The following is a 16,655-nucleotide window of genomic DNA, read 5'->3' as shown; positions in this document are numbered from 1 at the left end:
GCATGTTTATTGCTGTAAAAAATCAAAGGTGTGGTTATATCAAACAAGCATTTATAGCGGCATTGAGCTTTATTATTGTGGGTTGTAGTACACCACCGGAGCCTATTAGCTCGGTGCTACCACTTACAAAGAGCCAACTTGTAGAGCTGCCTAATGCACAAGTGGTTGTAACGTTTCCTGAGGTAAAGCCAAGTAGCCGGTTTTATGTAAATAACCGAGGAACGTTTAAAGCTTACAAAGGGCGCGGGCAATTATTAATACAAAACCATAACGCACAAAGCGCCGATATTTACATTAATAATAAAAAGCTCGACGTTAACCAACTAAGCGCCAACACCTTATACAATTACAGTTTGGCAAAAAATACTCACAACGGTGTTAATACCTTTAAAGTTGAAAATATTCTCCCTGCTGGCGCAAGTTTAACGCTGCGTTTTGCATTTCCTACTTTAAGCGATGAACCAAAAAAGCATATAGATTTTAATGAAGTAGACGCATTAATTGAACGCGATGTAAAAGCAGGTTTTCCTGGTGCTGTATTGGCAGTTGTTAAAAATGGCGAGCTAATAAAATTAACCGCCTATGGCGATGCAAAGCAATACCAGCAAAGTGATTTAATGCTACTACGCCCAGAGCCCATGCAAACTAATACTTTGTTTGATCTTGCCTCAAACACCAAAATATTTGCCACAAACTTTGCACTTATGAAATTAGTAAGCGAAGGGTTATTAAATATTAATAAACCCGTACAAAGCTACCTAAGCGAATATAAAGGTGAAGGGCGAGCAAAGCGCACAGTAAAAGACTTACTCACACACAGCGCCGGATACCCGCCAGTATTTGACTTTCATCGTAAAGATGGCAGCTACGGTGACGCGTTTTATTCGCAAAACAGTAAAACTACCAAACAGCTATTACTTACCAGCGTGCCTTTTAGTAGTAAATCATCTGGGCAGCATGTTTACTCAGATATTGATTACATGATTTTAGGCGTACTCATTGAGCGCATAACTGGGCAGCCCCTTGACGAATACCTAGAGCAGCAAGTGTACGCGCCACTAAAATTAACTAACACGTTATTTAATCCACTTAAAAAAGGCTTTAAGCCGCAGCAATTTGCAGCCACTGAGCTTAGCGGCAACACACGAGACGGGCGCATTAAGTTTGATAATGTTCGTACCACTGTTTTACAAGGCCAAGTGCATGATGAGCGCGCTTACTATTCTCTTGATGGCGTAGCAGGGCATGCAGGATTATTTAGTAATGCTCACGACTTAGCCGTGCTTTGCCAGCTATTACTAAATAATGGTGGCTACGGCGACCAACAATTATTTAGTGCAAGCGCCTTAGCGCAATTTTTAACGCCGCAATCAAGCGATGAAACCTACGGGCTTGGCTTTAGGCTTGCTGGTAACAACCAAGCAAGGCGCTGGCACTTTGGCCCTTATGCAAGCGCGCAGGCTTATGGCCACACAGGTTGGACGGGGACAGTGACCGTAGTTGACCCCGCTTACGATTTAGCTATTGTTTTACTTACCAATGCTCGCCATAGTGCAATTAAAGGCTCGCTAAAACGTTACGAATTTACAGGTAAACAATTTGAAACCGCGCAGTACGGATCGGTAGTGTCGCTTATTTATGAAGCGCTACTAAATCAATAAGCTATCGTATAGGTTAAAACGTACTAACAGCATTACTCTAAGTGATTTATTTACAGGTGACTTGAGTAAGGCAATCCATTAAGCTAAGCGGTTTACAAATCTAAGCCAGTTTATGCTGCTAGGCTTAACAAATAAGCGATAAAACGCGTACAAAGCGAGAGTGGCTCGCTAATAATTAAGGTTAACTTTTTATGCATTGGTATTCTATTTTACCGCCGCTAATTGCGATTGCTATCGTGTTTTGGCGAAAAGAAGTGATTATGGCGCTACTTGTTGCTGTTGCTTCTTCTGAGTTTTTACTCGCCCTTCAGGGCGAAGGTAATAGCTTGTTTGACACTTTTTTAAATACCATTGAACGTATTATTTCGGTTGCCAGCTCGCCAGGTAATACACGCATATTAATATTTAGTATTTTAATAGGTGCCTTGCTTGCCTACATTCGCGAATCTGGCGGCGTTGCAGCAACGGTTAATATGCTAATGAACAAAGGTATTGCAAAAAGTAAGCGCCAAGTGGGATTTTTAACCATGTTTACCGGCATTGCGGTGTTTATAGAATCTAACTTGAGCGTACTCACCTCAGGGATTTTATCGCGTGGCTTATTCGACAAATTTAAAATGAGCCGAGCGCGCCTAGCGTACATTATTGATAGCACCAGTGCGCCAGTGTGTATTTTAATACTACTTAATGGCTGGGGTGCATTTGTACTTGGTTTGTTAGGTAACTACGAGCTAGGTGAGTCGGCTGTATCGGTGTTGTGGGGCAGCGTTGGGTATAACTTTTACGCCATAATTACCCTTACCATTGTTTTTTATACCATCGCGTTTGATAAAGTGCATGGCCCAATGAAAGAAGCCGAAGAAAAACTAGAGCTTCAAACAACTGACTTAAAAGAAGAAGTAAAAGGCTCTAAAGCGCGTTACATGTTAATCCCGCTTATTACGCTTATTACCAGCATGGTTGGCTTTATGTATTACACCGGAAATGGTGTACTAGCCGAGGGCAGCGGCTCTAAATCAGTATTATATGCAACGGTTTTAGCCATTGTTGTCGCTTACTTTTTAATGATTGGCTCACGTAAATTTACGCATCATCAATTAGTTGATACCGGTTTTAAAGGTATGGGCGAATTAATGCCATTAGTCGCCATTGTACTGCTTTCGCTTACACTTGGCGCAAGCTTAAAAGAGTTGGGTACTGGTGTATTTGTAGCATCGCTTGTTGGCGACTACCTACCTATTTACTTAATAGTACCGGTGCTGTTTTTAACCGGCGCAGTTATGTCGTTTACTACGGGTACATCGTGGGGCACGTTTGCCATATTAATCCCAATTGGCGTGCCACTTATTCAAGCGCTAGGTTTACCGCCATCGCTTGTGGTAGGTGCTATTTTAGGTGGTGGTATATTTGGCGATCACTGCTCGCCTATATCCGACACCAGCGCTGTATCGGCTATTGCATCTGGATGTGACTTACTCACCCACGTTAAAACGCAGCTACCATATGCCTTATTTGGTGGCGGCCTTACGTTTATAGCGTACTTAATAACAAGCATTATTGTTTTATAAAATACGATTGCTTAAATAGTCAAAAGCCTGCTTATTGCAGGCTTTTTTGTTTTTAAATTAAGACCGAGGCTAGTAATACCAAGCTTAACGACGCTCTAGCTATTAAATAAACAATTTAAATATTGACTTAAGTACCCGTATTTATATTTTTTAGGTTATTGTATAGCATGAGCTTTAAGCTTTTTGGTAGCTATAAATTCTTACTTTTTAACTCATATAAGGCTGTAAACCCACACTATGTTTGTAATTGATAATATCATTCTCGTTAGTGCCATTTTAATTTTACTTGGAGTGATCTCGAGCAAGTTATCTGCACGCGTTGGCTTACCGGTGCTGGTGCTATTTTTACTTGTAGGTATGCTCGCAGGTGAAGATGGTATTGCAGGTATTTCATTCGACAACGCAGAGGCCGCACATGCTCTGGGTACTCTAGCGCTTGCTATTATTCTATTTGATGGTGGCTTACAAACGCCCACCAGTTCAATTAAACAAGTGTGGAAACCCGCGTCTGCTTTAGCAACCATCGGGGTGTTATTTACCGCTGTAATTACAGGCCTTGTGGCCACTTATATTTTAGACCTACCCATATTACAAGGTGTATTACTGGGCGCCATTGTTGGCTCTACAGATGCCGCAGCCGTGTTTGCACTTTTACGAAGTGCGGGTATTCACTTAAACAAAAAGCTTAAATCGACCCTTGAAATAGAAAGTGCATCGAACGATCCAATGGCTATTTTTCTAACGGTTGGATTGCTCGAAATGCTCGTTAACGACATGCCAATAGGGCTGGATTTACTACAGTTATTTGCTCAACAGATGGGTGTTGGCGCTATTTGTGGTCTTTTAATTGGTAAGGTATCGGTTTGGTTTATTAATCGAATTAAACTAAATGCATCGGGTTTGTATTTAGTGATGGTAACCGCATTTGGGCTGCTTTCTTTTGGCCTTTCTGCAACGCTCGGCGGCAGTGGATTTTTAGCTGTATTTATAACGGGTGTTATTTTAGGTAACAGCAAATTTGTATATAAACGCGGTATTTTTCTGTTTCATGACGGCTTAGCATGGCTTGGGCAAATAACCATGTTTGTTGTATTAGGCCTCCTTATTAATCCGTCGTCATTGGTTGATGTATGGTTAGAAGGACTGCTTATTGCACTGGCACTCATTTTTGTTGCTCGCCCATTAGCGGTAGCGCCTATTTTAAAACTGTTTGGCTTTAATAATCGCGAAACCCTGTTTGTATCTTGGGTTGGCCTTAGGGGCTCAGTACCCATTATTTTAGCTATATTCCCATTACTATTTGGCCTTTCAGGGGCTGAGCTTATTTTTAATGTCGTTTTTTTCGTGGTATTAATTTCAGCCACGTTACAGGGCTCAACAATGCCGTGGATGGCTAAAAAACTAAATTTAGTAGAGCCGCCACCTGATTTGGCTGCTGCAACACTCGAAATCACAGCGTTAAACGATATTGATATAGAAATTGTAGAATACACCTTAAGTGACGTTTCTCGGGTTTCTGGGCGCAGCTTGTCACATGCTGCACTTCCTGAAAGTGTAGTTGTTGCTATGATTACACGGGGTCCGTCAATCATACCGCCACGAGGCTCAACTAAGTTAAAAGCAAATGACCATTTATTTGTTGTTTTAAAACCAGATAACAGACCTTTTGTTGATTTAGTTTTTACAGCAACCGATAAAACAAACCACCAAGATAGCCACTTAGCGCACAACGAACTTAAAGTGAAAGGGGTAACGTTGGTAGGCGATATATTTTACTCTTACCACATGCACATAGACGCCCCAGAAGAGATAAGCTTGGAAGAAGTGATCAACCAAAAGCTTTCAGGAGAAGTCAGTAAAGGCGATATTGTTGTTATTGGTAATGTGCAAATGCGCGTTATAACAATGGTACATACACGCATAGTGACCATTGGCTTAAAGTACTTAAATAATCCAGAAAAGCGACTTTTAAAGCAGTAATCATTAACAGTGATTTATTTAGCGCTAGGCTCATGTTCATAGCTGCGTAGGTTAGGTTGAGTGACACGAAACCCAGCGGATCTCCAATCCACTTTGCAGCTTTAACGTTAAATATATGCATTGTTTTTGTAGGCGCTTAGCTTGTTAGCGCGTCGGGTGTTAGCTTTATTTTTTGCTTACTTTATTTCAAGAATTATTGTTTTGTACGTATATTTTTTAAACACTCAAAAGCCTGCTTAATCGCAGGCCTTTTGTTTGGAAGTGAATGATTTAATATGCTATTTAACTGTTAAACGGGTAATCAACGTTTGTAAAAGGCCATTCGTTTTTAACCCATGTTTTAACGTTTGTTTTAAGCTCATCAAAAAGCGGTGTAGAAAGGTGCTCTTTAGCAACCCAGCTAAATACAGTGGCATCAAATTCACTATCAACCGTACCTGTAATATAAATACAGCCAATCACCTTCGTTTTATCGTTATTCATTACATGAAAAGTAAAAGATTCTTTATTATTAAATGCGATTAAGTCACTTTCCAATGATTGCGTGTTTTCTTGCAAAGTAAAGTCATCAGCAGGCCATGTGGTGCCTAAGCTAATTTGAATAAACTCGCGAGCAGACATAAGCGCTTTGTAATCAAGTTTTGTGTACTTAGGGTTTACCTTAACTAAGGTGAAATTTTCAAAGTGCTTTTCAATCGGTACTACAAATTCGTTATTTACTAAAGTCTCAGCCTGCACAAATGAGCAGCAAAATGTATAAATAGCAAAAACGAATATAAGTAGTTTTGTCATATTTCTTCCTTAAATTTAAACTAATAGCTCTATGAAAATTAAGTTAAATTATAGCTTTATAGGGCTGAGCCTTAAAGAACTAATATTGTGTATTTCTAAATGTGCTGAGAGTTGCTTTCAAGTTTTTAGTACATTAATTCTGGTGAACTATAATACTAAGTGTCATAGTTGGTGGTGTGATATTTATGGGTATATTTAAATCAAAATGGTTTAACAAGTGGGCTGCAAAAGAGGGCTTACCTGACAAGGTGTTAATTGATGCTGTTAGAGATTTAGAAAACGGACTTAACGATGGGGACTTAGGTGCTCATGTTTATAAAAAGCGAGCACCAGCGAAAGACAGGGTAAACGAGGTGGCTATAGAACCATAGTTGCTTTTAAAGTTGCGGATAAAGCATTTTTTATGTTTGGCTTTTCTAAAAACCAACGAGACAATATCGATAAAAAAGAATTAAAGGCACTAAAGTTAATGGCGAAAGAGTTACTAAGTTATTCACAGCAGCAACTCAAAATAGCTATTAATGAAGGCGAGCTAATAGAGGTAAAAAATCATGAGTAATAGTATTTTAGGCGTAATGCATGATACAGCTAAAGGGCTAAATGATGCCGGTGTTATGGATAGACAAACTATGCGGAAGTTTGATGCAATGTGTCTGCCTGAAGTCGAGCAATATGATGCCGCGCATATTAAAGCAATTCGTGAGCACGCTCATGTTAGCCAAGCGGTATTCGCCGCTTATTTAAATACCAGTGCTTCAACAGTTAGAGCTTGGGAGCAAGGTGGCAAGTCCCCAAAAGGTGCTTCCTTAAAGCTGTTAAATTTGGTCGCCAATAAAGGCTTAGATATACTTGTTTATTAATCTAAGCGGCCGGTAGCTAAGGTTGAGTGATACGAAATCCAATTCCACGATATTGCTCTAAAGCCTTATCCTATCTCCTTAGTTTAATCAGTAGTTTTACTAATTTCTCATATTGTAACCATATTTCAGGGTTCTCTTTGTGAGCTCGACGATAGAAAATATATGCTTCGTACCTATGGTAACTATTAATTATCTCCTGACCTGATAGTGAGTTTAATGCTTTTATTTCATATGCCTTTAAATCCACTCCTGTAGCTAGCTGCTCATATTTATTCAGGATATGGTGAAGAGTTTCTTTAGTATCGGATAAATTTACGACTTCCCTGACCTCATTAGCATGGAGCTTACCTGGGTATTTATTATTAAACTTAACAAGATACGGGATAACTTCTTGATGAAACTTCCCCCAATACTCTAAGGTTGATTTGATTCTCTCTTTTCTTGAGTTAACTATATAAATATAAATACCAAAAAGAAATGAGCATCCAGTAAACAGTACAGCGACTACTTTACTTATTTCTATTATGTAATTTAATTCCATTTCGATTACTCCGTGTAATTAGTTTAATCTTAGCTAAAATTTAGGTTAGACTAAAATATATCTAAGCCCCACACTGCCTAACCCCAGCACCCGCATGTTTAAGCGCAATAATTTGCCCTTTGCCGTTATGCGCCATAGCGAGCATATCACCGGTATTTATATTACTTTCGACCGCGTGTTTACCTTTTAAATCACTTAACAGTGAATGCTTAATTTGCACGAGCACCTCGTCATTACAGCTGGCTATGTACCAGTCGTTATCTACCTTCACTAGAGTGCCGTATTCTATGTGGCGTTGTTGGTGGCGGCGTAAATCGTTAGCTAATTGACTATCTAGGGCGTGTTTTTGCTCTGTAAAGGTGCTTGCGTAGCTACCAGCTTGGTTTATTTCGTGTGTTTTAATAATTGAATAGTCGTGAATGTCTATAGTGTTAAATACGCTGTTAAGCACGGTTTTTGGCGCGTGGTTAATGCTATCGTTATTATCAAACACAATAAAAGAAAATACACCCAGTGCGCAGGCAAGGCTGGTTAGCTGCAGCGTAAAGCCGAACTTTTTAGGCTTTGTGTGCGTGGCTTTATTAAGTAGCACTTTTTGCTGATCACTTGTAAGTGTAGTGCGCGCTTTTCGCTCTTTAAAGTGTTGTGTGAGCTTTTGATCAAACGGCTCATCAGGCTTGTTCATTGTTTGCTCCTAATAAACGTTTAAGGTTTTGCTTGGCATAGCGCAGCCTTGTTTTAATGGTCTCAAGGCTGCTTTGCGTTATAAGTTCTATGTCGGTGAGCGAAAAGCCTTCTTGTTGTAATGTTATGGCTTCACGCTGTACAAAGCTGAGTTGTTTTAGCGCGGCATCGAACGCGTCATAACTAATGTTTGAGCTGCCTATATGCGAGTCTCCACTAGTTAAGTCACCACTAGTTAAGTCGTTTTCGCTTTTATCATTTTGTGCTGCTAAATGCGTGTTTTCGTCAAGCTCTACAAAGTGCTGTTGCCTGCGGTATTCGTCAATGAGTGTGTTGCGGGCAAGTTTAAACAACCATGCTTTTGGCGTGGTTTGCGCTTGGTAAAGGTGGCGTTTTTCGATTACTTTTAGCCAGGTTTGTTGGCTTACGTCGTATGCTAAATGCGTATTAGATTGCGTCACTAGGAAATGATATAAATCGTTACTGTATAAGGCAATAAGTTGCTCTAAGTGGCGGTTGTCGCCACTTTTTGCGTAACTTGCCATGCAATCCTTGCTTGGCGTTTCAAATAACCATGACTTAATACTGAGTAGCATAGGCGTTTAGTCCGTTAAATAGAGTTATCTAATTTAAAATCGAGCTGTACAGTTTGATCTGTTTGTAATTGTGCCACACCTTCTATTACTTTGGGGCGATATTTCCAGCGTTTAATAGCTCTTATTGCTTCGCGGTCAAAGGTGCGTTTTGGCTCGGCGTTAATAACTACTGGGTCGATTACTTCACCGGTGGGCGAAATACTAAAGCTTAGTTGCACCCAACCTTCAATACCATCGCGCGCGGCTGTGGTTGGGTATTTAGGGTTTATGCGCACTATGGGTGTTGCATCCCCTGTAGGGCGATTAATGGTATTGTTAATGTCGCCACCAAAATCATCAATTGTAACTGGCGTAAGGTCGCTAATTGCCAACACAGGATCGGCTGATGTATCAAGCGGTGGAGCTTTTTGCGGCACTTTAGGCATTGGCGGTGGCGGCTGTATTTTTTGTATATGCCTTAGCTTTGAATCCTCAGGCGCCTGAAAAATCTCTACTATAATATCGTCCCCTGGTTTAACCGGTGCGCGTTGCTCGCCACTTATTAAATATTGCATAAACGCAAAAGCTGCAAAGGTCATTGCGGCGCCGCCGATAACGGCAGTCGATGTTTTAATAAATACTGGGTTGTTGGGTATTTCAAGTGTGTGCATAAGCAGCTCCAAATTTTATTGACCACTACAATTAGGGTGTTTTCAAAGCTATAACGGGTGGCAAATCAAAAAGGGGTGAAATAATTTTATAAAAAATGTGGGGTTTAGTTACAATAGCCATTCGCATTCTTTTACTTATTAACTTTTTAGGCTGTTATGCAACTCATTGAAATAAATAAAGCGCGTTACCGTAAACATTTAAACCGTGTTATTGCAGGATGCGGTATTGGTTTAGCTGTAGGCAGCTTGGCTATATCGCAAACGCTGATTGCTTTATTTCCTGATGAAAGTGGTAGCCACTTTCATTGGAACTTAATAGGCGTTGCTATTACAAGCGTTGGGCTTGCGTGGTTACTTAATAAATACCGTACACATAGCTTTATGACTGAAGTTGTTTATGTGTGGGAGCTTAAAAAAGCACTTAATAAAATAACCCGTAAAATGGCTAAGTTAAAAGCCGCTGGCCGTGAAGGTAATGCCGATGCGTTATTAGCGATTCATTATAGCTACGCGGGCTCTCGGTTATTGTGGCAACTAGACGATAACCTAATCACCATGGACGATTTAGCCATTAAACAAGCTGAGCTCGAATCTGTTGCAGCGCAACATAACGTAACGCTTAACGTTGAAGATTACGATGAAAGCATTTTAAAACAGTTTTAAAGCTTAGGTTTTTAAATTAGTTAGAGGAGCCTCAATGAAAAAAGTACTCATAGTGTGTTTAGGTAATATTTGCCGCTCGCCAACCGCAGAGGCGGTATTAAAAGCCCGCGCTAAAAAGCTAGGTGTTAACGTTAAAGTTGATTCGGCGGGCACTATTGGCTATCACGAAGGTAAAGCGCCTGATAGTCGCTCAATGGCAGCAGGGGAGAAGCGCGGTTACAGCTTTAAAGGTATTTATTCACGTAAAGTGCGTACAAGCGACTTTACTGAGTTTGATTTAATTTTAGCGGCCGATACGCAAAACTTAGCTGATTTAAAAGCCCAGTGCCCTGAGCATCTACAGTACAAATTAGCGCTGTTTTTAGAATATGGCGAGCAAGCCCAAAGCGCTATTCCCGATCCCTATTACGGCGGCGATGATGGCTTTGAAAATGTGCTCGATTTAATAGAAGCGGCTAGCGATAAAATACTCGCTAAAATTTAAGGCATAAGCTTTAACAAGCTTTTGGTAGCTATTAATTTTAAAGTGGAGCTGCACTTGAGTTATAACCATTTTGTTGGGTGTCGCTTCGCTCGCTCTACGTGATGGCGTTGAGTTGGAAGCTTAAATTAACTTTATAAAGCGCGAGGTAAACTCCCGCCTACATTAGACGTTAGAGGCTACAACAATTCTTTCACTTCTCTTGAAAATAACGCCTGTCGTCGCCATATATTTGCCATAAACAGTCTTGTACTACGGTGTATTTATCCTATTTTGTGATATTATCACTTTATTGTCGTGTCGTAGTTATTTAAATATTTGGATTTGTCGTGGCGCAAGTAAGAGCAAGAGTCCAGCTTAATGTTGGCAGAAATAGTGATATCCCTGCAGAAATAATCTCATTTACTGATTTAAAAGATGGTAAAGAACATATTGCTATGGTGTTTAACAACGCTGATACAGAGCAAGATGTACCGCTAATTCGTATGCATTCAGAATGCTTAACGGGCGATGTATTTTACTCATCGCGCTGTGATTGTGGTGAGCAGCTAAATGAATGTATTGAAATGATGCACGAGCAAGGCGGTATTTTATTGTATTTACGCCAAGAAGGCCGTGGCATTGGTTTATACAACAAAATAGACGCTTACGTATTGCAATCGCAAGGTATGAACACCTACGAAGCTAATAATCATTTAGGCTTTGCTGATGATTTACGTGACTTTTCGGATGCAGTATTAATGCTCAATGCGCTTAATTTAAGCCACGTTAAATTAATGACCAATAATCCTAAAAAGCTTAACGCATTAAAAGATGCCGGTATTAATGTTGACTCGGTTGTGGGCACGCATGCGCACATTAAAGCGGGTGTTGCGGGTAATAAATCGTACCTAGAAACAAAAATTAAGCATGGCGCGCATATGTTAGATATTAAGAAAATTAAAAAACCTTAATCATTTAATTACGTTTCGTCTATTAATACCCCCTCACGCCAAGTTATACTTGGCGTGTTTCGTTTTAAATTAAGAGCAAGTATGTCTACACAATTACGAATTTTTAAAGCCGATGCAGGGCTAAAGTGGTTAAAAGCCGGATGGCTTATTTTTAAAACCCAGCCAGCAACCTTTATTTTTATGCATTTATTTATTGGCATTGTAGGGCTGCTGTCTTTATTTTTACCGCTACTGCAAGTAGTAGCAGCACTCGCTACGCCATTTTTAACTGCAGGGTTTTACCAAGCGGTGCTTAGTAAGCAACAGGGCGGAAAAATTATGCTAGCCGATATTCTCAAGCCATTTACGGCTAAGGGAAATCGTTTAGGGTTATTACGTTTAGCACTTTATCAAATGGGTGCGGGTATTTTAATGGCGTTACTTGCTAATGGCTTATTTGCCGATGCAGTGGCTGTTATGAGCCAACCAGGACTTGATCCAAACGTAGCACTTGAGCAAATGCTTGAGAGTATTTCGGGCGCGAATGTAATTTTATTTTTTATGGCAATGCTAATTTATTTAACGGCATTTGCGTACGCTGTGCCACTTGTTTATTTTAGTAAAGAAACACGCATTTTAACGGCGCTTAAAAAGTCGTTAATGGTGTTTTATCATAATATTTTGCCACTTGGCGTTTTTGGCCTTATTTGCGCATTATTTATGGCGCTTTCGATGTTCTTATCGTTCTTACCACTGTTGATTTTAATGCCGATTTGCTACATTAGCTTTTTTGTATCTTATCAAGCCATTTTTATGCCTGTTGTACCATTAAGTGACGACATTAATGTTAAGCCACTTAGCAGTGAAACAAGCGGACGTTTTGACGCTTAATGGATGATAAATTAAAGCAAAAACTAAAAAACTATGTACTTTGGTTACTAGGGCGCCAAGAATATTCGCGTCGTGAGTTAACGCTCAAATTACAGCAAAAAGAAGCGACAGAAGAGTTTATTGAAACGCTGCTTGATTGGTGCGAAAAGCACAATTTTATTAACGAGCAGCGATACTGTGAAGGCTTTGTAAGAAAACACATATTTAAATGCCACGGGCTTAAGCGAATACAAAGCGAAGCTATGGGCAAAGGGATTGATCGTTCGCTACTTGAAATGGTAGTTGAAGAGCTTGAAATAGATTGGTTTGAGCTTGCGCAGGATGCGTACAATAAAAAATATTCGAATACACCGCCAGATCTCGATTACAAAGATAGAGCTAAGCGCGTGCGCTACTTAATGTATCGGGGTTTTAGCTACGATGAAATTAATTTTGCAATGCAAGCACAGTAAATACAGGTGAGACTTTCAAATGCAGCACATGACTACCGCACAAATTAGGCAACAGTTTTTAGACTTTTTTGCCAGCAAGCAACATCAAATAGTACCTTCTAGCTCGCTTATACCGGGTAACGATGCCACGTTGTTATTTAACAATGCCGGCATGGTGCAATTTAAAGATGTATTTTTAGGCGCAGAAAGCCGCCCTTATACACGTGCGACAAGCTCGCAGCGCTGTGTACGTGCTGGCGGTAAGCATAACGATTTAGAAAACGTAGGCTACACTGCTCGCCACCATACATTTTTTGAAATGTTAGGTAACTTCAGCTTTGGCGATTACTTTAAGCAAGACGCGATTAAGTTTGCGTGGGAGTTTTTAACTGAGGTTGTTAAATTACCTCAAGAAAAACTGCTTGTTACTATTTATCACGATGATGAAGAAGCGTTTGAGTACTGGTCAAAAGATATTGGCTTAAGTGAAGATCGTATTATTCGTATTGCGACCTCTGACAACTTTTGGTCTATGGGCGATACTGGTCCATGTGGTCCGTGTTCTGAAATATTTTATGACCATGGTGAGCATATTTGGGGCGGACCTCCGGGCACTCCAGAGGAAGACGGCGACCGTTTCATCGAAATTTGGAACCTTGTATTTATGCAATACAACCGTCAAAGCGACGGTACAATGTTGCCTCTACCTAAGCAGTCTGTTGATACGGGAATGGGCCTTGAGCGTATTTCTGCAATTTTGCAGGGTGTGCATTCAAACTACGAAATCGATTTATTCCAAGGCTTAATTGCAGCAGCTGCAAGTGTAACTAACGCGCAAGATATGGACGATAAGTCACTACGCGTAGTGGCGGATCATATTCGTTCGTGTGCGTTTTTAATCTCTGACGGTGTTATGCCATCTAACGAAGGTCGTGGTTATGTACTACGTCGTATTATTCGTCGTGCTGTGCGCCACGGTAATAAGTTAGGTGCGCAAGGTTCGTTTTTCTATAAGTTAGTTGCTGCGCTAATTGAGCAAATGGGTCAAGCGTACCCAGAGCTTGCTAAGCAACAAGAAATTATCGAAAAAGTATTACGCATTGAAGAAGAACAGTTTGGTAAAACACTTGAGCGTGGCTTAGCTATTTTAGAAGAAAGCTTAAGTGACCTTAAAGGCGATATTATACCGGGCGACTTAGTATTTAAACTTTACGATACGTATGGCTTTCCAGCTGATTTAACGGCCGATGTTGCGCGTGAGCGCCAGATGACGATTGATCATCAAGGTTTTGAAGAGTGCATGGCTGTACAACGTAAAACAGCGCAACAAGCGGGTAAGTTTGGTGCTGATTACAATGAGCAATTAAAATCAGAAAAGCTTACTGAGTTTAAAGGCTACGACAGCACGCACCATAGCGCGACAGTGGTAGAAATTTTTGCCGGTGGCGAAGCTGTTCAGTTATTAGAAGATGGTCAACAAGGTATTGTAGTATTAGACCGCACACCGTTTTACGCTGAATCAGGCGGCCAAACGGGCGACACGGGTACTATTACAGTTGCTGGTGGCGAATTTAATGTTACTAATACCACTAAACTTGGTAGTGCTTTTGCTCACCACGGTACTGTGCAAGGTCGCATTGGTGTTAACGATAAAGTGGATGCGACTATTGATGATGCACGCCGCGATAGCATTAAGAAAAACCACACAGCTACACATATTTTACACGAAGCACTACGCCAATTATTAGGCGACCATGTAGGCCAAAAAGGCTCACTTGTTCAGCCTGATCGTTTACGTTTTGACTTTTCGCACTTTGAAGCGGTTACTAAAGATGAGCTACGTGAAATTGAGCGTGTAGTTAATGACGAAATTCGTCGTAACTTCGCACTTAATACTGAGCTTATGGCTATTGATGATGCTAAAGCGAAAGGTGCTATGGCGTTGTTTGGCGAAAAGTATGATGACGAAGTACGTGTAGTTACTATTGGCGACTACTCTATTGAGCTTTGTGGTGGTACTCACGTTGAGCGCGCAGGCGATATTGGTTTATTCAAAATTGTATCTGAAAGTGGTATTGCCGCAGGTGTTCGCCGAATTGAAGCGGTAACCGGTGCTGATGCAGTTGCTTATGTTAGCGAGCAAGAGCAACAATTACATGATGTAGCTGCTTTAGTTAAAGGCGATAGCGCATCGGTACTTGAAAAAGTAACTGCGTTGCTTGAAAAGTCTAAAGGTCTTGAAAAGCAAATTGCGCAACTTAACGATAAGTTAGCAAGTGCAGCGGGTGCATCTTTACTTGATTCGATTGTTGAAATTAACGGCGTTAAGCTACTTGTAGCAAATGTTGAAGGTACTGAATCTAAAGCGCTTCGCGGTATGGTTGACGACCTTAAAAACAAGATTGGCTCAGGTGTTATTGCTCTTGGTGTTGCCAGTGGCGACAAAGTAAGCCTAATTGCTGGTGTAACTAAAGACTTAACAGGCAAAGTAAAAGCCGGTGAGTTAGTTAACCACATGGCAGGCCAAGTAGGTGGTAAAGGTGGCGGCCGTCCAGATATGGCACAAGCTGGTGGTAGTGAGCCACAAAACCTTGCTGCTGCACTAGATAGCGTTACAGCTTGGTTAACTGAGCGTACTTAAGCCTAAGTGGCGCTTATTGTTCAAAAATTCGGTGGCACTTCGGTCGGCTCAATAGAGCGAATTGAAGCGGTCGCCGACCTTGTTGTAAAAACCAGACAACAAGGACATCAAGTGGTTGTGGTGCTCTCGGCTATGTCGGGAGAAACCAACCGCTTAATTAATCTCGCCAAACAAATTGATACTCGCCCGAGTAGCCGTGAACTAGATGTACTTATTAGTACCGGAGAGCAGGTTTCTGTATCACTACTTGCTATGGCTATTATAAAACGTGGCCACTCTGCTGTGAGCTTATTAGCCGATCAAGTCAATATTTTAACCGATAACATGTTTGGTAAAGCTCGTATTGCAGAGGTTGCTGCTACGCGTTTAAAGCATGAGCTTGAGCATAATCGTATTGCTATTATTGCTGGGTTTCAGGGGCGTGATGTTGAGGGCAATATTACAACGCTTGGGCGCGGCGGCACTGATACATCGGCTGTAGAAATAGCTGCGGCTATAAAAGCTGACGAATGCCAGATCTATACAGACGTTGACGGCGTATATACTACAGATCCTCGTGTTGAACCTAACGCGCGCAGAATGAGCCAAGTTACCTTTGCCGAAATGCTAGAACTGGCAAGTTTAGGGGCGAAAGTTTTGCATATTCGCTCAGTAGAAGCCGCAGGAAAACATAATGTGCCACTTAGGGTGCTTTCGAGCTTTAATCCCGATGAAGGTACATTAATAAGTTTTGAGGAGAACGATATGCCAAGCAAGGTTGTATCGGGGATTGCGTTTAATCGTGACGAATGTTTAATTAAGGTACAAGGTGTGCCAACGGGCACGCAATATCTTTCAAAAATATTGAAACTTTTTGCCGAAAATGGCATCGAAATAGATATGATTAATCAAGTTAATCATAACTTTGAAAAAATAGACTATGCTTTTACTGTGCACTCGAATGATTATCTGCAAGCACTTGAATTATTGAGTGAAGATCAAGCTCAGCTCAGTGCTCAAAATATAAGCGGGTTGCAAGCAGTAGCTAAAGTTTCTGCTGTTGGCATGGGTATGAAATCACATTCTGGTGTCGCTAGTTTATTTTTTGATGCATTAGCACAGGAAAATATTAATGTGGTTTTAGTCTCGACTTCAGAGATTAAAATTTCAGTTTTAATAGATGAAAAGTACTTAGAGTTGGCTGTTCGTGCATTACACAAGGCATTTTTAACAGAAAATGGATAGATTGCGAGTTTTTACTTACTTTTCAGTCTAATTTTCATTAGTATGTTTAAGCGGAATCTT

General features: G+C 40.7%; 16 protein-coding genes and 1 pseudogene. 12 read left to right on the top strand and 5 right to left on the bottom strand.

The features are described from left to right. Nucleotides 1–2: 2 nt before the first annotated feature. From pbp4b to H5161_RS00830, 3 genes are all read left to right on the top strand, one after another. Nucleotides 3–1,661: a penicillin binding protein PBP4B gene (gene pbp4b, locus H5161_RS00840; protein ID WP_182768517.1), complete on the top strand. Its 1,659-nt coding sequence runs from the start codon at nt 3–5 to the stop codon at nt 1,659–1,661. Nucleotides 1,662–1,852: 191 nt separating this feature from the next. Beyond that, nucleotides 1,853–3,229 (top strand): Na+/H+ antiporter NhaC family protein, encoded by a 1,377-nt coding sequence (locus H5161_RS00835; protein WP_182768516.1) that lies wholly within the window; start codon nt 1,853–1,855, stop codon nt 3,227–3,229. Nucleotides 3,230–3,466: 237 nt separating this feature from the next. Further along, nucleotides 3,467–5,209: a potassium/proton antiporter gene (locus tag H5161_RS00830; RefSeq protein ID WP_182768515.1), complete on the top strand. Its 1,743-nt coding sequence runs from the start codon at nt 3,467–3,469 to the stop codon at nt 5,207–5,209. A gap of 282 nt (nt 5,210–5,491) precedes the next feature. On the opposite strand, the gene H5161_RS00825 is transcribed toward H5161_RS00830, so the two are convergent. Then, nucleotides 5,492–6,001 (bottom strand): hypothetical protein, encoded by a 510-nt coding sequence (locus H5161_RS00825; protein ID WP_182694113.1) that lies wholly within the window; start codon nt 5,999–6,001, stop codon nt 5,492–5,494. A gap of 185 nt (nt 6,002–6,186) precedes the next feature. On the opposite strand from H5161_RS00825, the pseudogene H5161_RS20280 reads away from it, so the two are divergent. After that, nucleotides 6,187–6,560 (top strand): annotated as a pseudogene (locus tag H5161_RS20280) (type II toxin-antitoxin system RelE/ParE family toxin). After that, nucleotides 6,553–6,861: a DNA-binding transcriptional regulator gene (locus H5161_RS00815; protein WP_182738657.1), complete on the top strand. Its 309-nt coding sequence runs from the start codon at nt 6,553–6,555 to the stop codon at nt 6,859–6,861. The pseudogene H5161_RS20280 and the gene H5161_RS00815 overlap by 8 nt, the downstream one beginning before the upstream one ends. 70 nt (nt 6,862–6,931) lie before the next feature. Here the strand turns inward: H5161_RS00815 and H5161_RS00810 are convergent, their stop codons facing one another. The 4 genes from H5161_RS00810 to H5161_RS00795 form a co-directional block, all read right to left on the bottom strand. After that, nucleotides 6,932–7,402 (bottom strand): DUF4760 domain-containing protein, encoded by a 471-nt coding sequence (locus tag H5161_RS00810; RefSeq protein ID WP_182724689.1) that lies wholly within the window; start codon nt 7,400–7,402, stop codon nt 6,932–6,934. A 61-nt stretch (nt 7,403–7,463) separates the two neighbouring features. After that, a complete protein-coding gene (locus H5161_RS00805; protein ID WP_182768514.1) occupies nt 7,464–8,087 on the bottom strand; it encodes a hypothetical protein in 624 nt (207 codons plus the stop codon). Further along, nucleotides 8,074–8,682: a sigma-70 family RNA polymerase sigma factor gene (locus H5161_RS00800; RefSeq protein ID WP_259398662.1), complete on the bottom strand. Its 609-nt coding sequence runs from the start codon at nt 8,680–8,682 to the stop codon at nt 8,074–8,076. The genes H5161_RS00805 and H5161_RS00800 overlap by 14 nt, the downstream gene beginning before the upstream one ends. A 14-nt stretch (nt 8,683–8,696) precedes the next feature. After that, nucleotides 8,697–9,332, bottom strand: coding sequence for an energy transducer TonB (locus H5161_RS00795; protein ID WP_182768513.1), 636 nt, complete (start codon nt 9,330–9,332; stop codon nt 8,697–8,699). A gap of 156 nt (nt 9,333–9,488) precedes the next feature. Here H5161_RS00795 and H5161_RS00790 point away from each other — a divergent pair, with 156 nt between their 5' ends. The 7 genes from H5161_RS00790 (at nt 9,489) to H5161_RS00760 (ending at nt 16,595) form a co-directional block, all read left to right on the top strand. Beyond that, nucleotides 9,489–9,995, top strand: coding sequence for a DUF3087 domain-containing protein (locus H5161_RS00790; RefSeq protein WP_024606258.1), 507 nt, complete (start codon nt 9,489–9,491; stop codon nt 9,993–9,995). A 34-nt stretch (nt 9,996–10,029) separates the two neighbouring features. Continuing rightward, nucleotides 10,030–10,479, top strand: coding sequence for a low molecular weight protein-tyrosine-phosphatase (locus tag H5161_RS00785; RefSeq protein ID WP_182768512.1), 450 nt, complete (start codon nt 10,030–10,032; stop codon nt 10,477–10,479). Nucleotides 10,480–10,805: 326 nt separating this feature from the next. After that, a complete protein-coding gene (gene ribA, locus H5161_RS00780; RefSeq protein WP_007583803.1) occupies nt 10,806–11,429 on the top strand; it encodes a GTP cyclohydrolase II in 624 nt (207 codons plus the stop codon). 81 nt (nt 11,430–11,510) lie between these two features. Next, nucleotides 11,511–12,299 (top strand): BPSS1780 family membrane protein, encoded by a 789-nt coding sequence (locus H5161_RS00775; RefSeq protein WP_024595741.1) that lies wholly within the window; start codon nt 11,511–11,513, stop codon nt 12,297–12,299. Next, the gene (locus H5161_RS00770; RefSeq protein ID WP_182768511.1) at nt 12,299–12,751 is read left to right on the top strand and encodes a regulatory protein RecX; all 453 of its coding nucleotides are present in this window, start codon (nt 12,299–12,301) and stop codon (nt 12,749–12,751) included. Before H5161_RS00775 ends, H5161_RS00770 begins: the two co-directional genes overlap by 1 nt. Nucleotides 12,752–12,770: 19 nt before the next feature. Further along, on the top strand, nt 12,771–15,371 hold the full coding sequence (gene alaS / locus H5161_RS00765; protein ID WP_182768510.1) for an alanine--tRNA ligase: 2,601 nt from the start codon (nt 12,771–12,773) through the stop codon (nt 15,369–15,371). 6 nt (nt 15,372–15,377) lie between these two features. Continuing rightward, nucleotides 15,378–16,595 (top strand): aspartate kinase, encoded by a 1,218-nt coding sequence (locus H5161_RS00760; RefSeq protein ID WP_024597680.1) that lies wholly within the window; start codon nt 15,378–15,380, stop codon nt 16,593–16,595. The last annotated feature ends 60 nt before the right edge of the window (nt 16,596–16,655 follow it).

It is taken from the genome of Pseudoalteromonas sp. SG43-5, assembly GCF_014164345.1.
In the GTDB taxonomy this organism is placed as follows: Bacteria; Pseudomonadota; Gammaproteobacteria; order Enterobacterales; family Alteromonadaceae; genus Pseudoalteromonas; species Pseudoalteromonas distincta.
This window is presented reverse-complemented; position numbering and strand designations above follow the sequence as displayed.